The sequence below is a fragment of the Pleurocapsa sp. PCC 7319 genome (assembly GCF_000332195.1).
Taxonomy (GTDB): Bacteria; Cyanobacteriota; Cyanobacteriia; order Cyanobacteriales; family Xenococcaceae; genus Waterburya.
Window position 1 is genome coordinate 2,918,490 of record NZ_KB235922.1, and the last position, 15,871, is coordinate 2,934,360.

Genomic DNA, 15,871 nt, shown 5'->3' on the forward strand with positions numbered 1-15,871 from the left:
GAATCATTAAAGAATAAAAATTATTTTCCGGCGCAAGGATCAGCTGCCGCACAGGGATTACTTCCGGCGCAAGGATCGACAGCAGCACAGGGGTTACTTCCGGCGCAAGGATCGGCTGCCGCACAGGGATTACTTCCGGCGCAAGGGTCAGCTGCCGCACAGGGATTACTTCCGGCGCAAGGGTCAGCTGCCGCACAAGGATTACTTCCGGCGCAAGGGTCAGCTGCCGCACAGGGGTTACTTCCGGCACAAGGGTCAGCTGCCGCACAGGGGTTACCAGCGATTACAGTGGAAGTTGTACTATCAAATTCAGAGGCTACAGAAATATCAGAAAATAGAGCAGTACCACCAATAGTTAAAATAGAAGCAGTAGCAATTGTAGCAATATACTTAAGTTGCATAATATTAGTTGAGTTCTAAGCGATCGATTGTGTGACATCGACCATCTAACTCACAGAACATGAAATTTATCTGAGAGATACATTGGTTATATCTAAGAATCTTGAGAAGATCTCGATCTCAGGAAAAAATCATTCTAAATATGTAAGCTAAAATCACCCGCAAAAATAGCCTGCTAAACATCATGTCTCAAAATCCTTCAATTGATACTAGTAAAACTATTATTGAAGCTAACCCAGACTGTGAAAACTGGATCGTTCGTAATGACAGTCAAACAGAAGCCTATTATCCTCAAGAAACCACATTACCCATAGAACCTTACAGACTGTATCGCTTTCTCACTGACATTGATGACATTTTGCTCAGTATTCCCAACGATAGCGATCGCCTTAAAGCAATTATTCCTCTAGTCAGACATTTACTAACCAGTTCATATTGGTTACAAATGGAATACGATCAACCATCACCCAAAACTGGTTGGTCAGTAAAAATGCTCTATCGAGAACCAGAATATCCTTTAACCGTCCAGATGGTAGCCTGGCAACCAGGGGGAATATCTCCCATTCATAATCATGCTAGTTGGGGAGTAGTGGCATTAATAGACGGGGCAGAAAAAAACCGCTTTTGGCGACGATCTCCCACTACTGAATTTCCCGATCGTTTGGAGTTAGTCGGAGAGCAAACCTTGCAACCTGGGGACATCATTGGGTTTATGCCTGATGCCATTCATAGCGTGGAAGCAGTTAGCGACGAACCGACAATTACGTTCAATCTTTATGGAAAAACTAACTATAAACAACGCTATCAGTTTGATAACTCTAAGCACACTGCCAAAAACTTTTAATTACTAGTATTAATTACTTTCAGTGATCAACCTGGACAGTAGAACACTACTGAGATTTTAATTTAACGTGAGCGTCCAACGAATTTGGATTCGTTAAGTCTGAAAGAAACAATTTGTTTCCTAAGAGTTCGACAAAGCAAAAAAGCTTAAATATTTCGCAACTTTTTAATTTATAGATCTCTAAAGTCCTGATTGTTTCGTTAAGAAAAACATAACTCCTAACTCCAAATTCCGAATTCCGAACTCACGTTAATTTAAGTACTTAACCGATTTTCAGTAATTCTACATCGAAAATTAGAGTGGCATTGGGAGGAATTACACCACCTGCACCTCTAGCACCGTAGCCTAATTCGGGAGGAATAATCAGAGTACGTCTTTCGCCAACTTTCATGTCGGCAACGCCCTCATCCCAACCTTTAATTACTTGTCCAACACCAATTTTGAAGGAAAAAGGACGATTGCGATCGCGAGAGCTATCGAATTTACTACCGTCTTCCAAAGTACCCGTGTAGTGTACGGTTACATTTTCTCCTGTTTGAGGAGATGCGCCATCACCCTCGTTGATCACAATATATTTTAATCCGGAATCTTTGGTGATAGCGTTGGATAAATCCATGGAATTATTTTCCTCTTCTGAAATATTATTTTGAGCGATTAGTTGGGGAGAATTGGCTGTAGACTGTTGTATTTCGGAGGCGATCGCTTGTTGTGTGGGACGATTGCCCATAAAAGCAGAAAAGAGCAGTACCGATCCGCAAATAGCAACCACAGTAAGACTAATCAAGATTTCGTTACTCAATTTTTTGACCACCTGTTACTTTATCCTTATTAAAAATTACTCCAGAGACATTGTACTGTTTATAGTGATGAGGGCAAAAATGAAGGATGAAGGCAAAATAAATTGATTGTTAATCGTCCGTTGCCGGTTTTTTATTGCTCTTATGACTTTGCAAAATGATTATTTGATCGCCGACTACAGGATTACGAGCTACCAATGTTCCTTGAGAATCTTTGAGTTCTAGTTTGTCAAAATGGAATTTGCGTGAGCGTTTTAAAATGTCGTTGGCTAGTTTATTTTGCAGAGAATCTTTGAGTTCATACCAATTATCTTTCACTTCCACGGAAAGGCTACTTTTAGGTAAATCTACTTCAATTGAATTGACAAATTTTTCAGTATAGTCTTTGGTTAGTTCTACGACCCTGGTCTGCAAGGCAGCAATTAAGGTTTGTTCAGGAGTAAAAGTTAGCTTCGGTTCAATTGTCTCTAAATTCAGTTTTTTGGATTTTCCTGGTGACACTAAATCTTGAGGAATAGCGGTTTCATCGGCAGTTTCTAATTCAGGATTGGCTGACTCTATTGCCACTGGCTGCTCTTTCGTCACAGTATTTATATTGATGCTATTGTCAGAACTAATTGTCGAAGTTTCGGTCGGTTCTGGATTAGTCGTAATCTCTTCATCGAGCATAATTTCTGTTGCTGCTGCCTCAGGCATTGAGAAGAAAGAAACTTGTCGTTGTGGCAACCATAACCAAAATACTGTTGCGACCACTATGGCGATCGCTGTAACTCCAAGAGCAACTAAACTAAAATTTTTCTGGAAAGTATTGTTGGCATTAGAAAAAGGTAAATCAGTTGCGGAATGGTTACTCATTCTCTTGATTGATAATTCAAGTCGGTTGAGACTATCGTTTAAGAGTTGGAAAGTTTCGGTTGTTGATAAAGATGGAGGATTACTGGATTTCCCTGTCTGCTGATAAGCTGGTTGAGGCTGTTCTCGATTTTCTGCTGATTCCATAACTTTATGATGTTATTGCGGAAGAAAAAGTAGAGGTCCATAACAGGATAATTTTACTTTACCAGGGCTTTCGCCCTTAAGGGATGAATACATGGGCTAAAAAGCGACTCCTCATTCCTCATCCTTTATCCCTTATCCTTTCGTTGACTCATAGATCTCGATTAATCTTGGCAATTGATATCATTAAATTGACAAATTTGACCAACTAAATCTCAGTATTTCGCGCTACTCTATATTGAAATTACATCATCATTTTTACTTATATAAGTAATACTATTAATTTAAGCGAGTGAAAAAAATTCCCCCTGTCGATTTAACTCGACAATATGAACATATTAAAGAAGAAGCCGATCTAGCAGTTCTCGAAATTCTTAACTCTGGGAGCTATGTCGGCGGAGCAGCAGTTACCTCATTTGAGCAGCAATTTGCTAATTATTTAGATGTTGCTGAATGTGTTAGTTGTAATTCTGGAACAGATGCTCTGTTTCTAGCTCTAAAAGCTTTGAATATCAAGGCAGGAGATGAAGTGGTTACTAGTCCGTTTACCTTTTTTGCTACAGCGGAGGTAATCACTCGAGTTGGTGCCAAGCCGATATTTGTTGATATTGATCTTAATACTTTTAACTTTGATTTAGATCGGGTAAAGCAAGTAATTACACCCCAGACCAAAGCAATTATTCCCGTTCATATTTTTGGACAACCTGTAAATATGACCGAGTTAATGGCGATCGCCCAATCCCATAATTTGTATGTAATTGAAGATTGCGCTCAAGCTGCTGGCGCTGCTTGGGAAGAGCGTAAAGTTGGCAGCATTGGTCATGTAGGTTGTTTTAGCTTTTTCCCCACTAAGAATCTAGGGGCTTGTGGTGATGGTGGTGCCATTACAACCAATGATCGAGCGATCGCCAAACAAATAAGAATCCTCAAAGAACATGGTTCTCCTGCTCGCTATCGTCACGATTACATTGGACTGAATAGTCGCATAGATGCTATTCAGGCAGTTATTCTGACAATTAAATTACGTTATCTTGATTTTTGGAACGAGCAACGACGAAAAGCAGCTCATTATTATCAAGAACTTTTGCAATCTATTAGCCCTCTTAAATTACCTCAAGGGATAGCAGGAGGAGATAGTGTTTGGAATCAATATTCGATCTGTATTGACGAACATCTAAACTCAAAAATAGACCCTGATAGTTGTTCTGTAACTCTAAGAGATAGAATTCGTGAGCAATTACTGGATAAAGGTGTTATTTCGATGATTTATTATCCCATTCCTCTTCATTTACAACCTGTATACCAGGATTTAGGTTATCAAAAAGGGCAGCTGCCCATAGTTGAGCAAGCTGCCCGCGAAGTACTATCTTTACCTATATTTCCTGGTATCTCCGAAGCCGAACAGGAACAGGTCGCTTATGCGCTCAAAGATTGTTTATCTGAAATATAGAGCTGATAGATGATAGCTGATAGCTGATAGCTGTCGGCTATTCATAACTATTCAAAACAGATGATTGATGCTGAGCTAAAGCCTCAACCAAACTACGAACAGCAGCAACCATAGCTACTTCATTGTCTAACTGATTAATTGCCGAACCAACACCAACTCCAGATGCTCCAGCAGCGATCGCCATAGGCGCGGTAACACTGGATAATCCAGAAGCACATAGTACGGGAATATTAACTGCATGAGAAATGCTATGTGCTGCTGCCAAGGTTGGGGCGGCTTTTTCAATTAAGCCCCTAATACCTGGATTATTGGGGTGAATACTGGTGCCACCTTCAGTTTGAATAATATCTGCACCAGCATCGACTAATTTTTCTGCTAACTGAACTTGCTTATCTAAAGCCAAAATGTGGGGAACAGTCACAGAAAGGGTAACGTGAGGTAAAAGCGAGCGTGTCTGCTGGGTTAACTCTAAAACTTCTGAAGCTTCAAACCTTCTTCCCTGGCGATAAAAGCTATCGAAATTACCTATTTCAATCAAATCAGCACCAGCGTTAACAGCACTGACGAATAATTCTGGTTCAACTGCTGAAACGCAAATGGGCAGAACGGTCAAATTGCGAATTGTCTCAATCAGAGTAGGGTCAGCCGCAATATCAACAAAGGTTGCCCCGCCAGCTTCGGCAGCTTTAACCACTGCTGATACTCGCTCAGAATCGAAATTATTTAAGCCACTAATTACCTTAAGAGCATTTTTTTGAGCCAATGCTTGGGCTAGCTGAGGATGTATTGTCATATTTACTTCCTTAGATTTTGGAGTCAGGATTGTTTAGATCCTCATTAGATTATCTTAAGACCTAGTCTGCAATTAAAATCGACTGGCTCGGCGATTAATCAGAGATTTTTTCTTCTAACAGTTGTTTTTGTTCTTTTAACTTGGTTAATCTTTGAAGTAGCATATCGACTTCTGCTTCTAAGTGTAAATACTTGACCTGTTGATCTGTTTGATAGCACCTAGTTTTCTTGGGTTGAGCTGCTAATAATGTTGCCATAAAATTTTGTTATTAATTTATTTTGTGGTATCAGTTTGCAATCTTAACTTATAAAAAGTGTATTTTTCGGATCATAGTCTTTAGATTATCAACCCTCTGTGATCGTTTACACTGTTAAGCGTATGTGTTGTGCTAAGTGGTGGATAACTATCGAGATTTTTTATTGAAAGTTTCGATTTATGTAAGTTTTCCTTGTTAGATTTAATCGAGAATAGATTAAACTCATACATATTTGCAGCTGAACTAGTATTCAATTAACAAGAAAAGATGAGTTTACTGTCTAAAGGTTTTGAAGTAGAAATGTACACTGGCACTCCAGATGGAAAAATCATTGGACTGTCAGATAAAATCGTTCAAGCTTTAGATGGTTTTGTGCGAGAACCTGATAGTCGCAACGTTGAATATACGACTGCACCTTTTTGTGGTTACGATCGCCTTTTATGTGCTTTACTCAAACCAAGAAAAACTTTAAGGACTTATTTGCAAACCTTAGGAGACTATACCCTAATACCTGGTAGCACCATGTCTCTAGGTGGAAGCGATCGCTTTTATCGTTCTGATCCCAATAATCCTTACCACAGCTATATTGAACAAACCTACGGCACCAGTGTAGTCACTGCCAGTATCCATATCAATGTGGGCATTAGCGACCCCGAAATATTGATGCAAGCCTGTCGTCTAGTCCGGGTTGAGGCTCCATTATATTTAGCTCTCAGTGCTTCTTCCCCCTTTATTGATGGTCAAGTGACAGGTGATCATTCTACACGCTGGCAAATGTTCCCTAAGACTCCACAAAATGTTCCTTTGTTTGACAGTCATAGTCATTTTATTCGCTGGACAGAAGAACAGTTAGCTGCCAAAACAATGCGTAATGTACGTCATCTCTGGAGTTCTGTTCGTCCTAATGGCGATCGCCGTCCTTATAATCTCAACCGTTTGGAATTGAGAATTTGCGATTTAGTGGTCGATCCTCTGGCTTTATTGGCGATTACGGCTCTACTAGAAGCGAGAATTATGCAGATGATGGCTAATCCCGAACTCGATCCTCTTCAACAAAGTCGCCTGTCAACCAACGATTTAGCGGCGGATTTAGTGGCTCTGACTGACGAAAATGAAACAGCAGCAGCACGCAATAGTCTCGATGCTGAACTGCGCCATTGGCAAGATGGTCGCAAGATTACGGCACGAGATTGGATCGACGAAATTTACGCTCAAGTTTATCCCATTGCCCAAAAACGGGGTTTTAGCTGTTTCTTATCTCCCCTGAAAAAAATTCTCCGTCAGGGAAGTACTGCCCAACAGTGGTTGAAATTGCATCGTCAGGGTATGGAACTCTCGGCAATTATTCAACAAGATATTCAAAATATTGCCCGGCAAGAAAGAGATTTAGAATATGCATTGTGTCAACCTGCTTTAATAGCTTGATGATTACTGATTACTGATTACTGGTTACTGAATTTAATTGACATCCTCTCACTACGAGACGTGGGAGATTCCTAAAAATCTCGGAGGCTTGGCGGTAGTTCTAAGACTACTTCTCTCTCTGTCCCCAGAGACAACCTGGCACTGTCAAGACAACCCTAGACTCTCAGGCGTAATACCTTTGAGCTTACTTTGAAAATACGTCTACCATCGTCTGCAGAGGCTTTTCAGCTTGCCAGTAGAACAAAACCTTTTCTATTAGGTTACTACAAATATGATACCAGATTCTTGTACACAACACAATTGGAGGACGGCAATTCCCCTCATCATTAAAAGTGAGAGTCCACTTGCCGAAGAAAGATGGTTCGCGTTGTTCTAGTTCATCCTGAAATCCCTCCCAATACCGGTAATATAGCCCGTACTTGCGCCGCAACTAAAACAGAGTTACATCTGGTTGCACCGTTAGGATTTGAAATTAGCGATCGCTATCTCAAACGTGCCGGCTTAGATTATTGGCCTTATGTGGATTTGCACTATCACGAGAATTTAGCTGCTTTTTGGCAACAACATCAACAAAAAGGAGGTAGATTAATTGGCTTTAGTGTCCGGGGGAATAGCAATTATCTTGACTGTGAATATCAGGAGACAGATTGGTTGCTATTTGGTCGCGAAACCGCCGGTTTACCTCCAGAAGTTATGAATGCTTGCGACCATAAGGTACAGATTAAAATTGCCGAGCCTAATGTGCGGAGTTTAAATCTTTCCGTGAGTGTGGCGATCGGATTATTTGAAGCTATTAGGCAATTAACGACTGAGCATTGAAAATCTGGCGTTGCTGATTTAGCCAAATCTATAGTTTTTATATCCTTGAGCACGATCTTAGTTAACCATGCAAAATCATGTAATACTGATCATCATGAGAAAATTCCCTTGTTTTCAGTAAGGAAGAGGGAAATAATTTATGGCAAAAATTTTTCTAAAACATGAGTAAAAAGCGGGTATTATCTGGAATTCAAACCACTGGCAACTTACATTTAGGCAATTATTTAGGTGCAATTCGTAATTGGGTAGAAATACAGCAAGATTATGATAATTTCTTCTTTTTTGCTGATTTACACGCTATTACAGTACCTCATGATGCTAAAACTTTGGCACAAAATACCTATAATTTAGCAGCAGTTTATTTGGCTTGTGGTATTGATTTAGAATGTTCGACTATTTTTGTTCAGTCTCATGTCAGTGCCCACAGCGAACTAGCTTGGTTACTCAACTGCGTCACTCCTCTAAACTGGTTGGAAAGAATGATTCAGTTTAAAGAAAAAGCTGTCAAGCAAGGAGAAAATGTTGGCGTTGGGTTACTCGATTACCCCGTACTGATGGCAGCAGATATTTTGCTCTACGATGCGGATACAGTTCCCGTGGGAGAAGATCAAAAACAACATTTGGAACTCACTAGGGACATCGCAGGTCGGGTTAACGACAAATTTGGTAAGAAAAAACAGCCGGTTCTCAAAGTACCTGAACCAATGATTCGTACTGAAGGAGCTAGGGTAATGAGTTTGACAGATGGCACTAAGAAAATGTCCAAATCCGATCCTTCAGAACTGAGTCGAATCGAGTTACTAGACCCACCTGATGCCATTAAAAGAAAAATCAAAAAATGCAAGACCGATCCAGTTAAGGGATTAGCTTTCGACGATCCAGAACGTCCTGAATGTCATAATCTACTTACTCTTTATCAGCTTTTAGCTGGAAAAACCAAGGCTGAGGTGGCGGCAGAATGCCAGGATATGGGTTGGGGACAATTTAAACCTTTACTTACAGAAACTGCAGTTGAAGCTCTCAAACCAATTCAAGATAAATATCATGAATTAATGGCTAATCAAGATTATCTCAATTCTGTTTTACGAGAAGGTGCGGCTCAAGCTAGTTCTGTAGCCAATCAGACATTAACTAGGGTTAAAGATGCTCTGGGTTTTTTGCCTCCTTTGTAGATGTCAATAGCTCAATTTACTAATATACTAAAAATCAAAAATTAGTAATCCTAATGACGAGTAATTTTCGACAAGCAGTAATTGACCAAAAGTTTTTAGTTACAGCGGAAGTCGCTCCTCCTAAAGGCGGAAACCCAGCGAGAATGTTGGAAGTGGCGGCGAAGTTAAAGAACCGAGTTCATGCAGTTAATGTTACCGATGGTAGTCGTGCCGTATTAAGGATGTCCTCAGTCGCTGCCTCAGTAATTCTCTTGCAGCATGGTATTGAGCCAGTATGTCAAGTAGCCTGTCGCGATCGCAACTGTATTGGCTTACAAGCCGATTTAATGGGTGCATATAGTTTAGGGATTCGCAATATTTTGGCACTCACAGGAGATCCGATCAAAGCTGGCGATCATAAAAAGTCTCGGGCGGTTTTTGAACTAGAATCGGTCAGGCTGCTCAAATTAATAGATAAGCTTAATACCGGCGTGGATTTTAATGATAAACCCCTACCCGATGAAGCTTTAAGTCTATTTCCTGGTGCTGCTGTCGATCCGCAACTCAAAAGTTGGTCGGGATTGCAAAGAAGATTTGAGAAAAAACTAGAGGCAGGGGCACAATTTTTTCAAAGTCAGATGATTACTGACTTTGATAAACTCGACAAGTTTATGAACCAAATTGCCTGCGTTGATAATAAACCAATTCTTGCAGGGATATTTTTGCTAAAATCAGCTAAAAATGCGCGATTTATCAACAATTATGTCCCAGGAGTCAATATACCTGACTCCATCATTCAACGTTTAGCCAACGCCGAAAAACCTTTACACGAAGGCATTAAAATTGCTGCCGAACAGGTGAAGTTAGCTCAATCGATGTGTCAGGGAGTACATCTGATGGCAGTTAAACGAGAAGACTTAATTCCTGAAATTCTCGATTTAGCAGGAATCAAACCGATAAAGGGGCGTAGCCCCAGCTAATAGCCAATAGCTATTAGCTATTAGCTCCAATCAAACTTGATTTACTTAACTTTGGGCGTAACTATGCTCTAGATATATTTGACGAAAGCGATCGCGATAAAATCAAATCAGCCAGATTCTCCAATAAAGCTATGGTTACGACTCCATCTCAATTAATCACTCTTGAAGACTTTTTGGCATTACCAGAAACCAAACCAGCAAGGGAATATATCGATGGCAAAGTAATCCAGAAGCCAATGCCCAAAGGAAAACATAGTACGATTCAAGGAGAACTTACAACGGCTTTGAATAGCATACTTAAACCGCAAAAAATTGCCAGAGCTTTTCCAGAGTTAAGATATACTTTCGGTGGACGTTCTACTGTACCTGATGTCACAGTATTTACATGGAAAGCTATTTCTCGCGATGATAATGATGAGATCAGCGATTCTTTTCAAATTGCACCAGACTGGACGATTGAAATTTTATCTCCCGATCAAAGTCAAACAAGAGTGACCAAAAATATTCTTCATTGTTTAGATAACGGAACAAAGTTGGGATGGTTGATCGATCCGGGGGAACAGTCTGTATTGGTTTATTTTCCTAAGCAACAACCTGCATTTTTGGAAGTGGCAACAGATGTTTTACCCGTGCCAGACTTTGCGAAAGCTTTTCACTTAACTTTAGGCGAGTTATTTGGTTGGTTATTGGAATAGTTGGTTGAAATTCAATTATTTTGGTTGATACCACCTAGCCAGAATTACTATAGCTAAAGCGATCGCCTGGGGTGAATTCTAGAGAGCGATCGCTGATTACTTTTGTTTAGAGATAACTTAGAGAACTTTATGGGTGTGAGAATGTTGCTTAACATTATCCTCAGTGCTGACTACATTAGTAGTATTAAGCACTCTTTTTCTTTCTAAAGAGTAATTAAAATCTCGATTTACTGTACCTAAAGGAATATGTTCCTTAGCTTCAGGACGACTTTTGTAGGTACGAGTTGCAGCAGCGACTCTTTCTGCAAAGCGATCGCACAAACGAATTTCTGGCTCAACGTTCAACTCTGAGGGAATATTAACTGTATCATCACTGAAAATTTCACCCAAAGTCTTAGCACAGGCTAGTTCATAAGACGTAGGAATGCCTTTGAGAATTGCCTCCAGAGCAGCAGAAGGAATTGGTTCTAAAACTTTTAGCTGCTCTATTTCACCGTCTTCTCGTACAAAACAGGTGGCTAGACCCAAAACACAATAATCTTCTTGAGATAAATCTGACGCTTGAGCAAACAAAGTAGCATTAGTCATATAATTAAACAGTTATTTTAAATGATTTGGTTCTATTAGTACATCTAGGGTGATTATCCTAGGTTACACTATTCAATCTAAAAGTTTAATCTAGAAGTCTTTCGCCAACTAGATCGCTAGCTAGTTAAGCTTTAAAGATTAAATAATCGATATGTACCGAATGTAGTGCAAAAACGAACCGCTTAACGTCACTTAATTGCGAATTGTGATGAAAGCAAATATTTTGTTTCAAAAATTATAACAAACTCAAGATTAATCTAAGTGATTATCAGGAGGACATTTAACTATTTATTCGTCATTATTCTCTGTATAAAGAATCACGAACTTGATTGATTAAGCTTACAAGATTATGAGACAGTTCGATTGGTTACACACCAGCATATCTGAGTCATGCAGCTAGATAGTAAAGTATCTACAAGAAAAGGTTTAATTGATGCTATGAAAACCGATTTTAATCAACCTATTGTTTCTCCAATACAATACCAAACAGCAACTTTATCGTCGTCTCAGGAATCGACGCCAGCATCACGATCTCAATGTTCTCTATCTAACTTCAACTGCTTAAATTTTGAACAACAGTTGCGGTGTCGTGTCAAAGAAAAAGCTTCTCAGGGGGACTATGTATTGGCAATTACTCTTCTCGATCAACTAATTGCTTTATGTCCTGATAATGCAGCAGACTATAACAATCGAGGGTTAATGTACTTTCGCAATAATCAAATTGTGGAAGCTCTCTGTGACTTGACTCAAGCTTTAGAAATCAACCCTAATCTTGATAGTGCTTATAACAATCGAGCTAACTGCCATGCAGCCTTAGGAGATTTAGCCGAAGCGATCGCCGACTATGACCTGGCCTTAGATCTTAATCCTACCAATCTTCGTGCTTGGATCAATCAGGGCATAACCTTTCGTGAATTAAAGATGTATGAGCTGGCAATTGAGAATTTTGATATTGCGCTGATTATTGGTAATTCGGGACTTCTGGAGCGAATTTACCTTGAAAGAGGAAGAGCCTACCATTTGAGAGGAGACTGGAATTGTGCAGTTGCTGACTATCAGAAAGCTATTAAAATTTTAGCTCCTCTGCCAAAACTTGCTAACTATAGACTAAAGGCAATGACTTGGTTAGATGAATTGCTTTGTCCTTTAAAAATTTTATGAAGAATTTGATTGTTTGATATTTATAGCGTTTCTTGTATTAATTTGATCCACCTTGGTGAGTTGGGGAACAGGGAACAGGGGTTTTTGACTATGTTTATATTTTTACCTCACTGATTTGAGAAAGGCTATAATCAAAATACGAGCTTTAATTTTCTTTCTCTTCAGGGAGCCAGTGAATACGACTTTGGTTGGGAGTAGTTAAAGTGCTATATTGCTCCATCAGACTTTGAGTTCGTTGCGGATCAAAATTGTGATTGAGCTGTCTTCGTAATTTGGTGACTCGAGCATCGGTTTCATTGACTTGTATTCTTAGCTCTTTCAACTTAGCTTGCTGAGAAAGATGATAAGGTAAGAGTCGAAACAAAGAAGCGATCGCGCCAATAGCAATTATCCAACTTAATATTAGTTTGAGACTAATTTCCGCAGCTATTCCTCGATATGGGTTGCGACGATAACGATAACTTTTGCTCTGACGACGAATTTTTTTGCCTGATTGCCTGTCAGGATTCATATTGAACTATTTAAGCTTTAAATTATTGAGGACTCCAGATTAACAACTTTTATTGATTATTGCCAATCTGAAGCGCCCTAAAATACACTAACTAGCTATAAATAGCTCGGTAGATGGTAGATAGAGTCTACTTGTATAGTTCTAAGGATAAGCGCATAGCCAAGAATCCAGGGAACAAAGCAACAATAAGAGCTACAAAGATTTGAGTGTCTGTAATGGGCATAGTAATTTTACTCCTTCTAATCTGATAAAAAGATATTCCATCCTTAATTTGCGTCATAATCGACCCCATGCGAAACATCTTGTAACAACATGCAACATAATTAAGAAGGAAACTTAAGAAGAAAATAGGTGAAAATTACGAGATTAATAGATATTTAATTTTGGCTCGTTGCAGATCCTGACAAAATACAAAATGAAGATTTTAAATCTGATATTTAAACACAAAATATATCGTGAATGCTGGAAAACATAGTTAATTATTTTACTAACGCTGGAGTTGAAGTCTATTTAATACTGCTGATTTTGGTGGTATTAGAAGCAGTATTATCTGCTGATAATGCGATCGCCCTAGCAGCGATCGCCAAAAGCGTAGAAGATCCAAAATTACAGCGTCAAGCTCTAAACATTGGACTGATTGCTGCGTATGTGCTCAGAATGATTCTAATTCTAGCTGCAACTTGGGTTGTTAAATATTGGCAGTTTGAACTATTAGGAGCAATATATTTAATCTGGTTAGTTTTTAATTATTTTTTTACTGCTGAAGAATCAGAAATCAACGAAAAACATACTCTTGGTTTTACCACTCTCTGGCAGGTAATTCCCACCATTGCTATTACTGATTTAGCTTTCTCCCTCGATAGTGTCACTTCGGCGATCGCTATTACCGAAGAAACCTGGCTGATTATCGCTGGAGGTACGATGGGAATTATTATTTTGCGTTTCTTAGCTGGCTTATTTATTCGTTGGTTACAAGAATATACTTATCTTGAAGATGCAGGCTTTATCACTGTCGGGTTTGTCGGTGTACGTCTGTTACTTAAAGTTTGGCTACCAGATGCTCTAATCCCAGAGTGGGTAACAATTGTGGTCGTGGCAGTATTTTTTGCTTGGGGTTTCTCTAAACGAGAGGTCGTCGAATCCGATAGTAGTGAACAGTGAGCGGTTGCCAATTACCATACCGTAATTAAAAATTGACTACTCTTTGACATACTCCCATCATGGGACGTGAAGGTCTTCCCGCTCACAATTAGATAGTAATGAAGGTTGAATAAATCTACAACACTATTTCTTTGATTATGAAAATTCTTGTTGGCGAAAGTGCTTTTCTTTTGCAATCAAACCGATAATAATGATAGCCTAGTCGCAATAATTAAACCTTTTTAGATTGTAATATTTTTATGAAAACCAAGTCTGTTTTGTATCAATTATTTTTAGAACCAGTTAACAAATATAGCGCAATCGCTCTATCTTTATTTTTAGCAATTGCAGCTACTCCAGCACTTGCCCAAGACAACACTTTAGAATTACAAGATTCTGGTTCTAGCGATTCACCCACTGAAAGTTCAGAGACTAATTATCGGGATTTACCTGAACTAAAAGACCGAGAAGCTCCTCAATCAGATCCTGCCCAGAATATAACCCCTCTGCCGGCCGAAAGCGCCGATAGTGCAGAAAGCATTAATTTTGCCACTCAAGAAAGTGACTATACTCTCGGTGCAGGAGATCAGATTAAACTCGATATCTTCCAAGTAGAGGAGTACAGTGGCGAGTACCCTGTATTAGTAGATGGCACCATTAGTTTGCCTCTAGTCGGACGAGTTGATGTCCGAGGACTATCCCTGAAAGAAACCTCTGATGTGGTTTCTCAAGAATATTCAACTTACCTCAAAAGACCCATTATTACCGTTGGTTTAGTCGCCCCCCGTCCACTCAAAATTGGCGTTTCAGGAGAGGTTGACAACCCTGGGACATATGAAGTGCCGATTACGGCGGAGAACCCTCAGTTCCCCAGTGTGACTGGTATTATTCGACAGGCTGGTGGGATTACTACGATTGCTGATGTGCGCAACGTTAGAGTCAAAAGAGAGGTTAAAGGCAAAGAAGTAGTCTATAACGCTAATCTGTGGCAACTATTAACTGAAGGTAAAGTTAGGCAAGATATCTCCTTAAGAGATGGTGATAATATCTTTGTTCCTACTACCGACGAAATTAATACTTCGGAGTTGAATCGACTGGCAGAGGCCAGCTTTGGTCTCCAAACAGACAAACCGATCCAAGTGGCGATCGTCGGAGAAGTATTTCGTCCAGGCTCTCATTTTATTCAGCCAGAATTGCTGAGTAGAAACAACGATAATAATGGCACTAATGCACAGCGGCAAGAATCTATCCCTCCCAGACTAACTCAGGCGATCAATGTGGCTAACGGAATTAAACCTTTGGCAGATGTTCGCAATGTAGAGGTACGTCGAACTACTTGGGATGATGAAGAAAAAGTGATCGCGGTCAACTTATGGGAGTTGATTCAGACCGGAGATACCAAACAAGACGTAATCTTACAAGAAGGAGATAAGATTGTCGTTCCCAAAGCTGATGCTTTGAGTAAGGAAGAAGTAGATGCCCTGGCTACAGCTAGTTTTAACCGTGAAACAATTACCGTTAATGTCGTGGGTGAAGTGAACTCTCCAGGAGCACAAGAAGTGCAACCGGGAACACCGCTAAACCAAGCTATTTTGGCTGCTGGAGGTTTTGATAATCAGCGTGCCAATAGTAATAAAGTTGAGTTGGTGAGCCTGAAACCAGACGGGACAGTAGATAAACGTCAGATAGAGGTCGATCTAGCATCGGGAATTGATGATGTGACTAATCCTACTCTCAATCACAATGATGTTGTGGTCGTTGGTCGCTCTGGTACAACAGCCGCTACTGATACGGCCGGTCAAGTTTTCAGTCCTCTTGGAGGTGTTCTTGGTTTGCTTAGATTCATTTTCTAAGGAGAAGGAACGG

General features: G+C 39.8%; 18 protein-coding genes. 10 read left to right on the plus strand and 8 right to left on the minus strand.

Going from position 1 to position 15,871, the window contains the following annotated elements; translation table 11 throughout:
• Positions 1-20 precede the first annotated feature (20 nt).
• Entirely contained in the window at positions 21-401 is a 381-nt protein-coding gene (locus PLEUR7319_RS0117190) for a hypothetical protein (RefSeq protein WP_019506460.1), read from the minus strand.
• 182 nt (positions 402-583) lie between these two features.
• On the opposite strand from PLEUR7319_RS0117190, the gene PLEUR7319_RS0117195 reads away from it, so the two are divergent.
• A complete protein-coding gene (locus PLEUR7319_RS0117195) occupies positions 584-1,243 on the plus strand; it encodes a hypothetical protein (RefSeq protein WP_019506461.1) in 660 nt (219 codons plus the stop codon).
• A gap of 262 nt (positions 1,244-1,505) precedes the next feature.
• Here PLEUR7319_RS0117195 and PLEUR7319_RS0117200 read toward each other — a convergent pair whose 3' ends face one another.
• On the minus strand, positions 1,506-2,054 hold the full coding sequence (locus PLEUR7319_RS0117200; RefSeq protein ID WP_019506462.1) for an FKBP-type peptidyl-prolyl cis-trans isomerase: 549 nt from the start codon (positions 2,052-2,054) through the stop codon (positions 1,506-1,508).
• Positions 2,055-2,151: 97 nt separating this feature from the next.
• Positions 2,152-3,039, minus strand: a complete 888-nt coding sequence (locus PLEUR7319_RS38305) for a hypothetical protein (protein WP_019506463.1) — start codon at positions 3,037-3,039, stop codon at positions 2,152-2,154.
• Between the two features lie 289 nt (positions 3,040-3,328).
• Here PLEUR7319_RS38305 and PLEUR7319_RS0117210 point away from each other — a divergent pair, with 289 nt between their 5' ends.
• Positions 3,329-4,486: a DegT/DnrJ/EryC1/StrS aminotransferase family protein gene (locus PLEUR7319_RS0117210; protein ID WP_019506464.1), complete on the plus strand. Its 1,158-nt coding sequence runs from the start codon at positions 3,329-3,331 to the stop codon at positions 4,484-4,486.
• A 37-nt stretch (positions 4,487-4,523) separates the two neighbouring features.
• Here PLEUR7319_RS0117210 and PLEUR7319_RS0117215 read toward each other — a convergent pair whose 3' ends face one another.
• Together PLEUR7319_RS0117215 and PLEUR7319_RS41660 are read right to left on the minus strand one after the other, a co-directional pair.
• Positions 4,524-5,279, minus strand: coding sequence for a DUF561 domain-containing protein (locus PLEUR7319_RS0117215; RefSeq protein WP_019506465.1), 756 nt, complete (start codon positions 5,277-5,279; stop codon positions 4,524-4,526).
• Between the two features lie 94 nt (positions 5,280-5,373).
• Entirely contained in the window at positions 5,374-5,535 is a 162-nt protein-coding gene (locus tag PLEUR7319_RS41660; protein ID WP_019506466.1) for a hypothetical protein, read from the minus strand.
• 267 nt (positions 5,536-5,802) lie between these two features.
• Between PLEUR7319_RS41660 and gshA the strand changes: the two genes are divergently transcribed.
• The 5 genes from gshA (at position 5,803) to PLEUR7319_RS0117245 (ending at position 10,605) form a co-directional block, all read left to right on the plus strand.
• Positions 5,803-6,960 (plus strand): glutamate--cysteine ligase, encoded by a 1,158-nt coding sequence (gene gshA, locus PLEUR7319_RS0117225; protein WP_019506467.1) that lies wholly within the window; start codon positions 5,803-5,805, stop codon positions 6,958-6,960.
• 357 nt (positions 6,961-7,317) lie between these two features.
• A complete protein-coding gene (trmL, locus tag PLEUR7319_RS0117230) occupies positions 7,318-7,779 on the plus strand; it encodes a tRNA (uridine(34)/cytosine(34)/5-carboxymethylaminomethyluridine(34)-2'-O)-methyltransferase TrmL (RefSeq protein ID WP_019506468.1) in 462 nt (153 codons plus the stop codon).
• Positions 7,780-7,940: 161 nt separating this feature from the next.
• Positions 7,941-8,951: a tryptophan--tRNA ligase gene (gene trpS, locus PLEUR7319_RS0117235; protein ID WP_019506469.1), complete on the plus strand. Its 1,011-nt coding sequence runs from the start codon at positions 7,941-7,943 to the stop codon at positions 8,949-8,951.
• 53 nt (positions 8,952-9,004) lie between these two features.
• On the plus strand, positions 9,005-9,910 hold the full coding sequence (locus PLEUR7319_RS0117240; protein WP_019506470.1) for a methylenetetrahydrofolate reductase: 906 nt from the start codon (positions 9,005-9,007) through the stop codon (positions 9,908-9,910).
• Positions 9,911-10,041: 131 nt separating this feature from the next.
• Complete coding sequence (locus PLEUR7319_RS0117245) at positions 10,042-10,605, plus strand: Uma2 family endonuclease (protein WP_019506471.1); 564 nt, start codon at positions 10,042-10,044, stop codon at positions 10,603-10,605.
• A gap of 117 nt (positions 10,606-10,722) precedes the next feature.
• Here PLEUR7319_RS0117245 and PLEUR7319_RS0117250 read toward each other — a convergent pair whose 3' ends face one another.
• A complete protein-coding gene (locus PLEUR7319_RS0117250) occupies positions 10,723-11,193 on the minus strand; it encodes a hypothetical protein (protein ID WP_019506472.1) in 471 nt (156 codons plus the stop codon).
• Positions 11,194-11,583: 390 nt separating this feature from the next.
• On the opposite strand from PLEUR7319_RS0117250, the gene PLEUR7319_RS0117255 reads away from it, so the two are divergent.
• Complete coding sequence (locus PLEUR7319_RS0117255) at positions 11,584-12,354, plus strand: tetratricopeptide repeat protein (protein ID WP_019506473.1); 771 nt, start codon at positions 11,584-11,586, stop codon at positions 12,352-12,354.
• Between the two features lie 145 nt (positions 12,355-12,499).
• Here PLEUR7319_RS0117255 and PLEUR7319_RS0117260 read toward each other — a convergent pair whose 3' ends face one another.
• Together PLEUR7319_RS0117260 and psaM are read right to left on the minus strand one after the other, a co-directional pair.
• Complete coding sequence (locus PLEUR7319_RS0117260) at positions 12,500-12,865, minus strand: hypothetical protein (protein WP_019506474.1); 366 nt, start codon at positions 12,863-12,865, stop codon at positions 12,500-12,502.
• Between the two features lie 127 nt (positions 12,866-12,992).
• Positions 12,993-13,088, minus strand: coding sequence for a photosystem I reaction center subunit XII (psaM, locus tag PLEUR7319_RS40765; RefSeq protein ID WP_144054331.1), 96 nt, complete (start codon positions 13,086-13,088; stop codon positions 12,993-12,995).
• Between the two features lie 236 nt (positions 13,089-13,324).
• On the opposite strand from psaM, the gene PLEUR7319_RS0117265 reads away from it, so the two are divergent.
• Both PLEUR7319_RS0117265 and PLEUR7319_RS0117270 read left to right on the plus strand, forming a co-directional pair.
• Positions 13,325-14,026: a TerC family protein gene (locus PLEUR7319_RS0117265; protein ID WP_019506475.1), complete on the plus strand. Its 702-nt coding sequence runs from the start codon at positions 13,325-13,327 to the stop codon at positions 14,024-14,026.
• Positions 14,027-14,265: 239 nt separating this feature from the next.
• The gene (locus PLEUR7319_RS0117270) at positions 14,266-15,858 is read left to right on the plus strand and encodes a polysaccharide biosynthesis/export family protein (RefSeq protein WP_019506476.1); all 1,593 of its coding nucleotides are present in this window, start codon (positions 14,266-14,268) and stop codon (positions 15,856-15,858) included.
• Positions 15,859-15,871: the final 13 nt, after the last annotated feature.

Coding starts and splice junctions, on each gene's coding strand:
- gshA (WP_019506467.1), top strand. CDS start 5,803: ATGAGTTTACTGTCTAAAGGTTTTGAAGTAGAAATGTACACTGGCACT.
- PLEUR7319_RS0117260 (WP_019506474.1), bottom strand. CDS start 12,865: ATGAATCCTGACAGGCAATCAGGCAAAAAAATTCGTCGTCAGAGCAAA.
- PLEUR7319_RS0117190 (WP_019506460.1), bottom strand. CDS start 401: ATGCAACTTAAGTATATTGCTACAATTGCTACTGCTTCTATTTTAACT.
- trmL (WP_019506468.1), top strand. CDS start 7,318: ATGGTTCGCGTTGTTCTAGTTCATCCTGAAATCCCTCCCAATACCGGT.
- PLEUR7319_RS0117215 (WP_019506465.1), bottom strand. CDS start 5,279: ATGACAATACATCCTCAGCTAGCCCAAGCATTGGCTCAAAAAAATGCT.
- PLEUR7319_RS38305 (WP_019506463.1), bottom strand. CDS start 3,039: ATGGAATCAGCAGAAAATCGAGAACAGCCTCAACCAGCTTATCAGCAG.
- PLEUR7319_RS0117195 (WP_019506461.1), top strand. CDS start 584: ATGTCTCAAAATCCTTCAATTGATACTAGTAAAACTATTATTGAAGCT.
- PLEUR7319_RS0117245 (WP_019506471.1), top strand. CDS start 10,042: ATGGTTACGACTCCATCTCAATTAATCACTCTTGAAGACTTTTTGGCA.
- PLEUR7319_RS0117270 (WP_019506476.1), top strand. CDS start 14,266: ATGAAAACCAAGTCTGTTTTGTATCAATTATTTTTAGAACCAGTTAAC.
- PLEUR7319_RS0117265 (WP_019506475.1), top strand. CDS start 13,325: ATGCTGGAAAACATAGTTAATTATTTTACTAACGCTGGAGTTGAAGTC.
- PLEUR7319_RS0117250 (WP_019506472.1), bottom strand. CDS start 11,193: ATGACTAATGCTACTTTGTTTGCTCAAGCGTCAGATTTATCTCAAGAA.
- trpS (WP_019506469.1), top strand. CDS start 7,941: ATGAGTAAAAAGCGGGTATTATCTGGAATTCAAACCACTGGCAACTTA.
- PLEUR7319_RS0117255 (WP_019506473.1), top strand. CDS start 11,584: ATGCAGCTAGATAGTAAAGTATCTACAAGAAAAGGTTTAATTGATGCT.
- PLEUR7319_RS41660 (WP_019506466.1), bottom strand. CDS start 5,535: ATGGCAACATTATTAGCAGCTCAACCCAAGAAAACTAGGTGCTATCAA.
- psaM (WP_144054331.1), bottom strand. CDS start 13,088: ATGCCCATTACAGACACTCAAATCTTTGTAGCTCTTATTGTTGCTTTG.
- PLEUR7319_RS0117240 (WP_019506470.1), top strand. CDS start 9,005: ATGACGAGTAATTTTCGACAAGCAGTAATTGACCAAAAGTTTTTAGTT.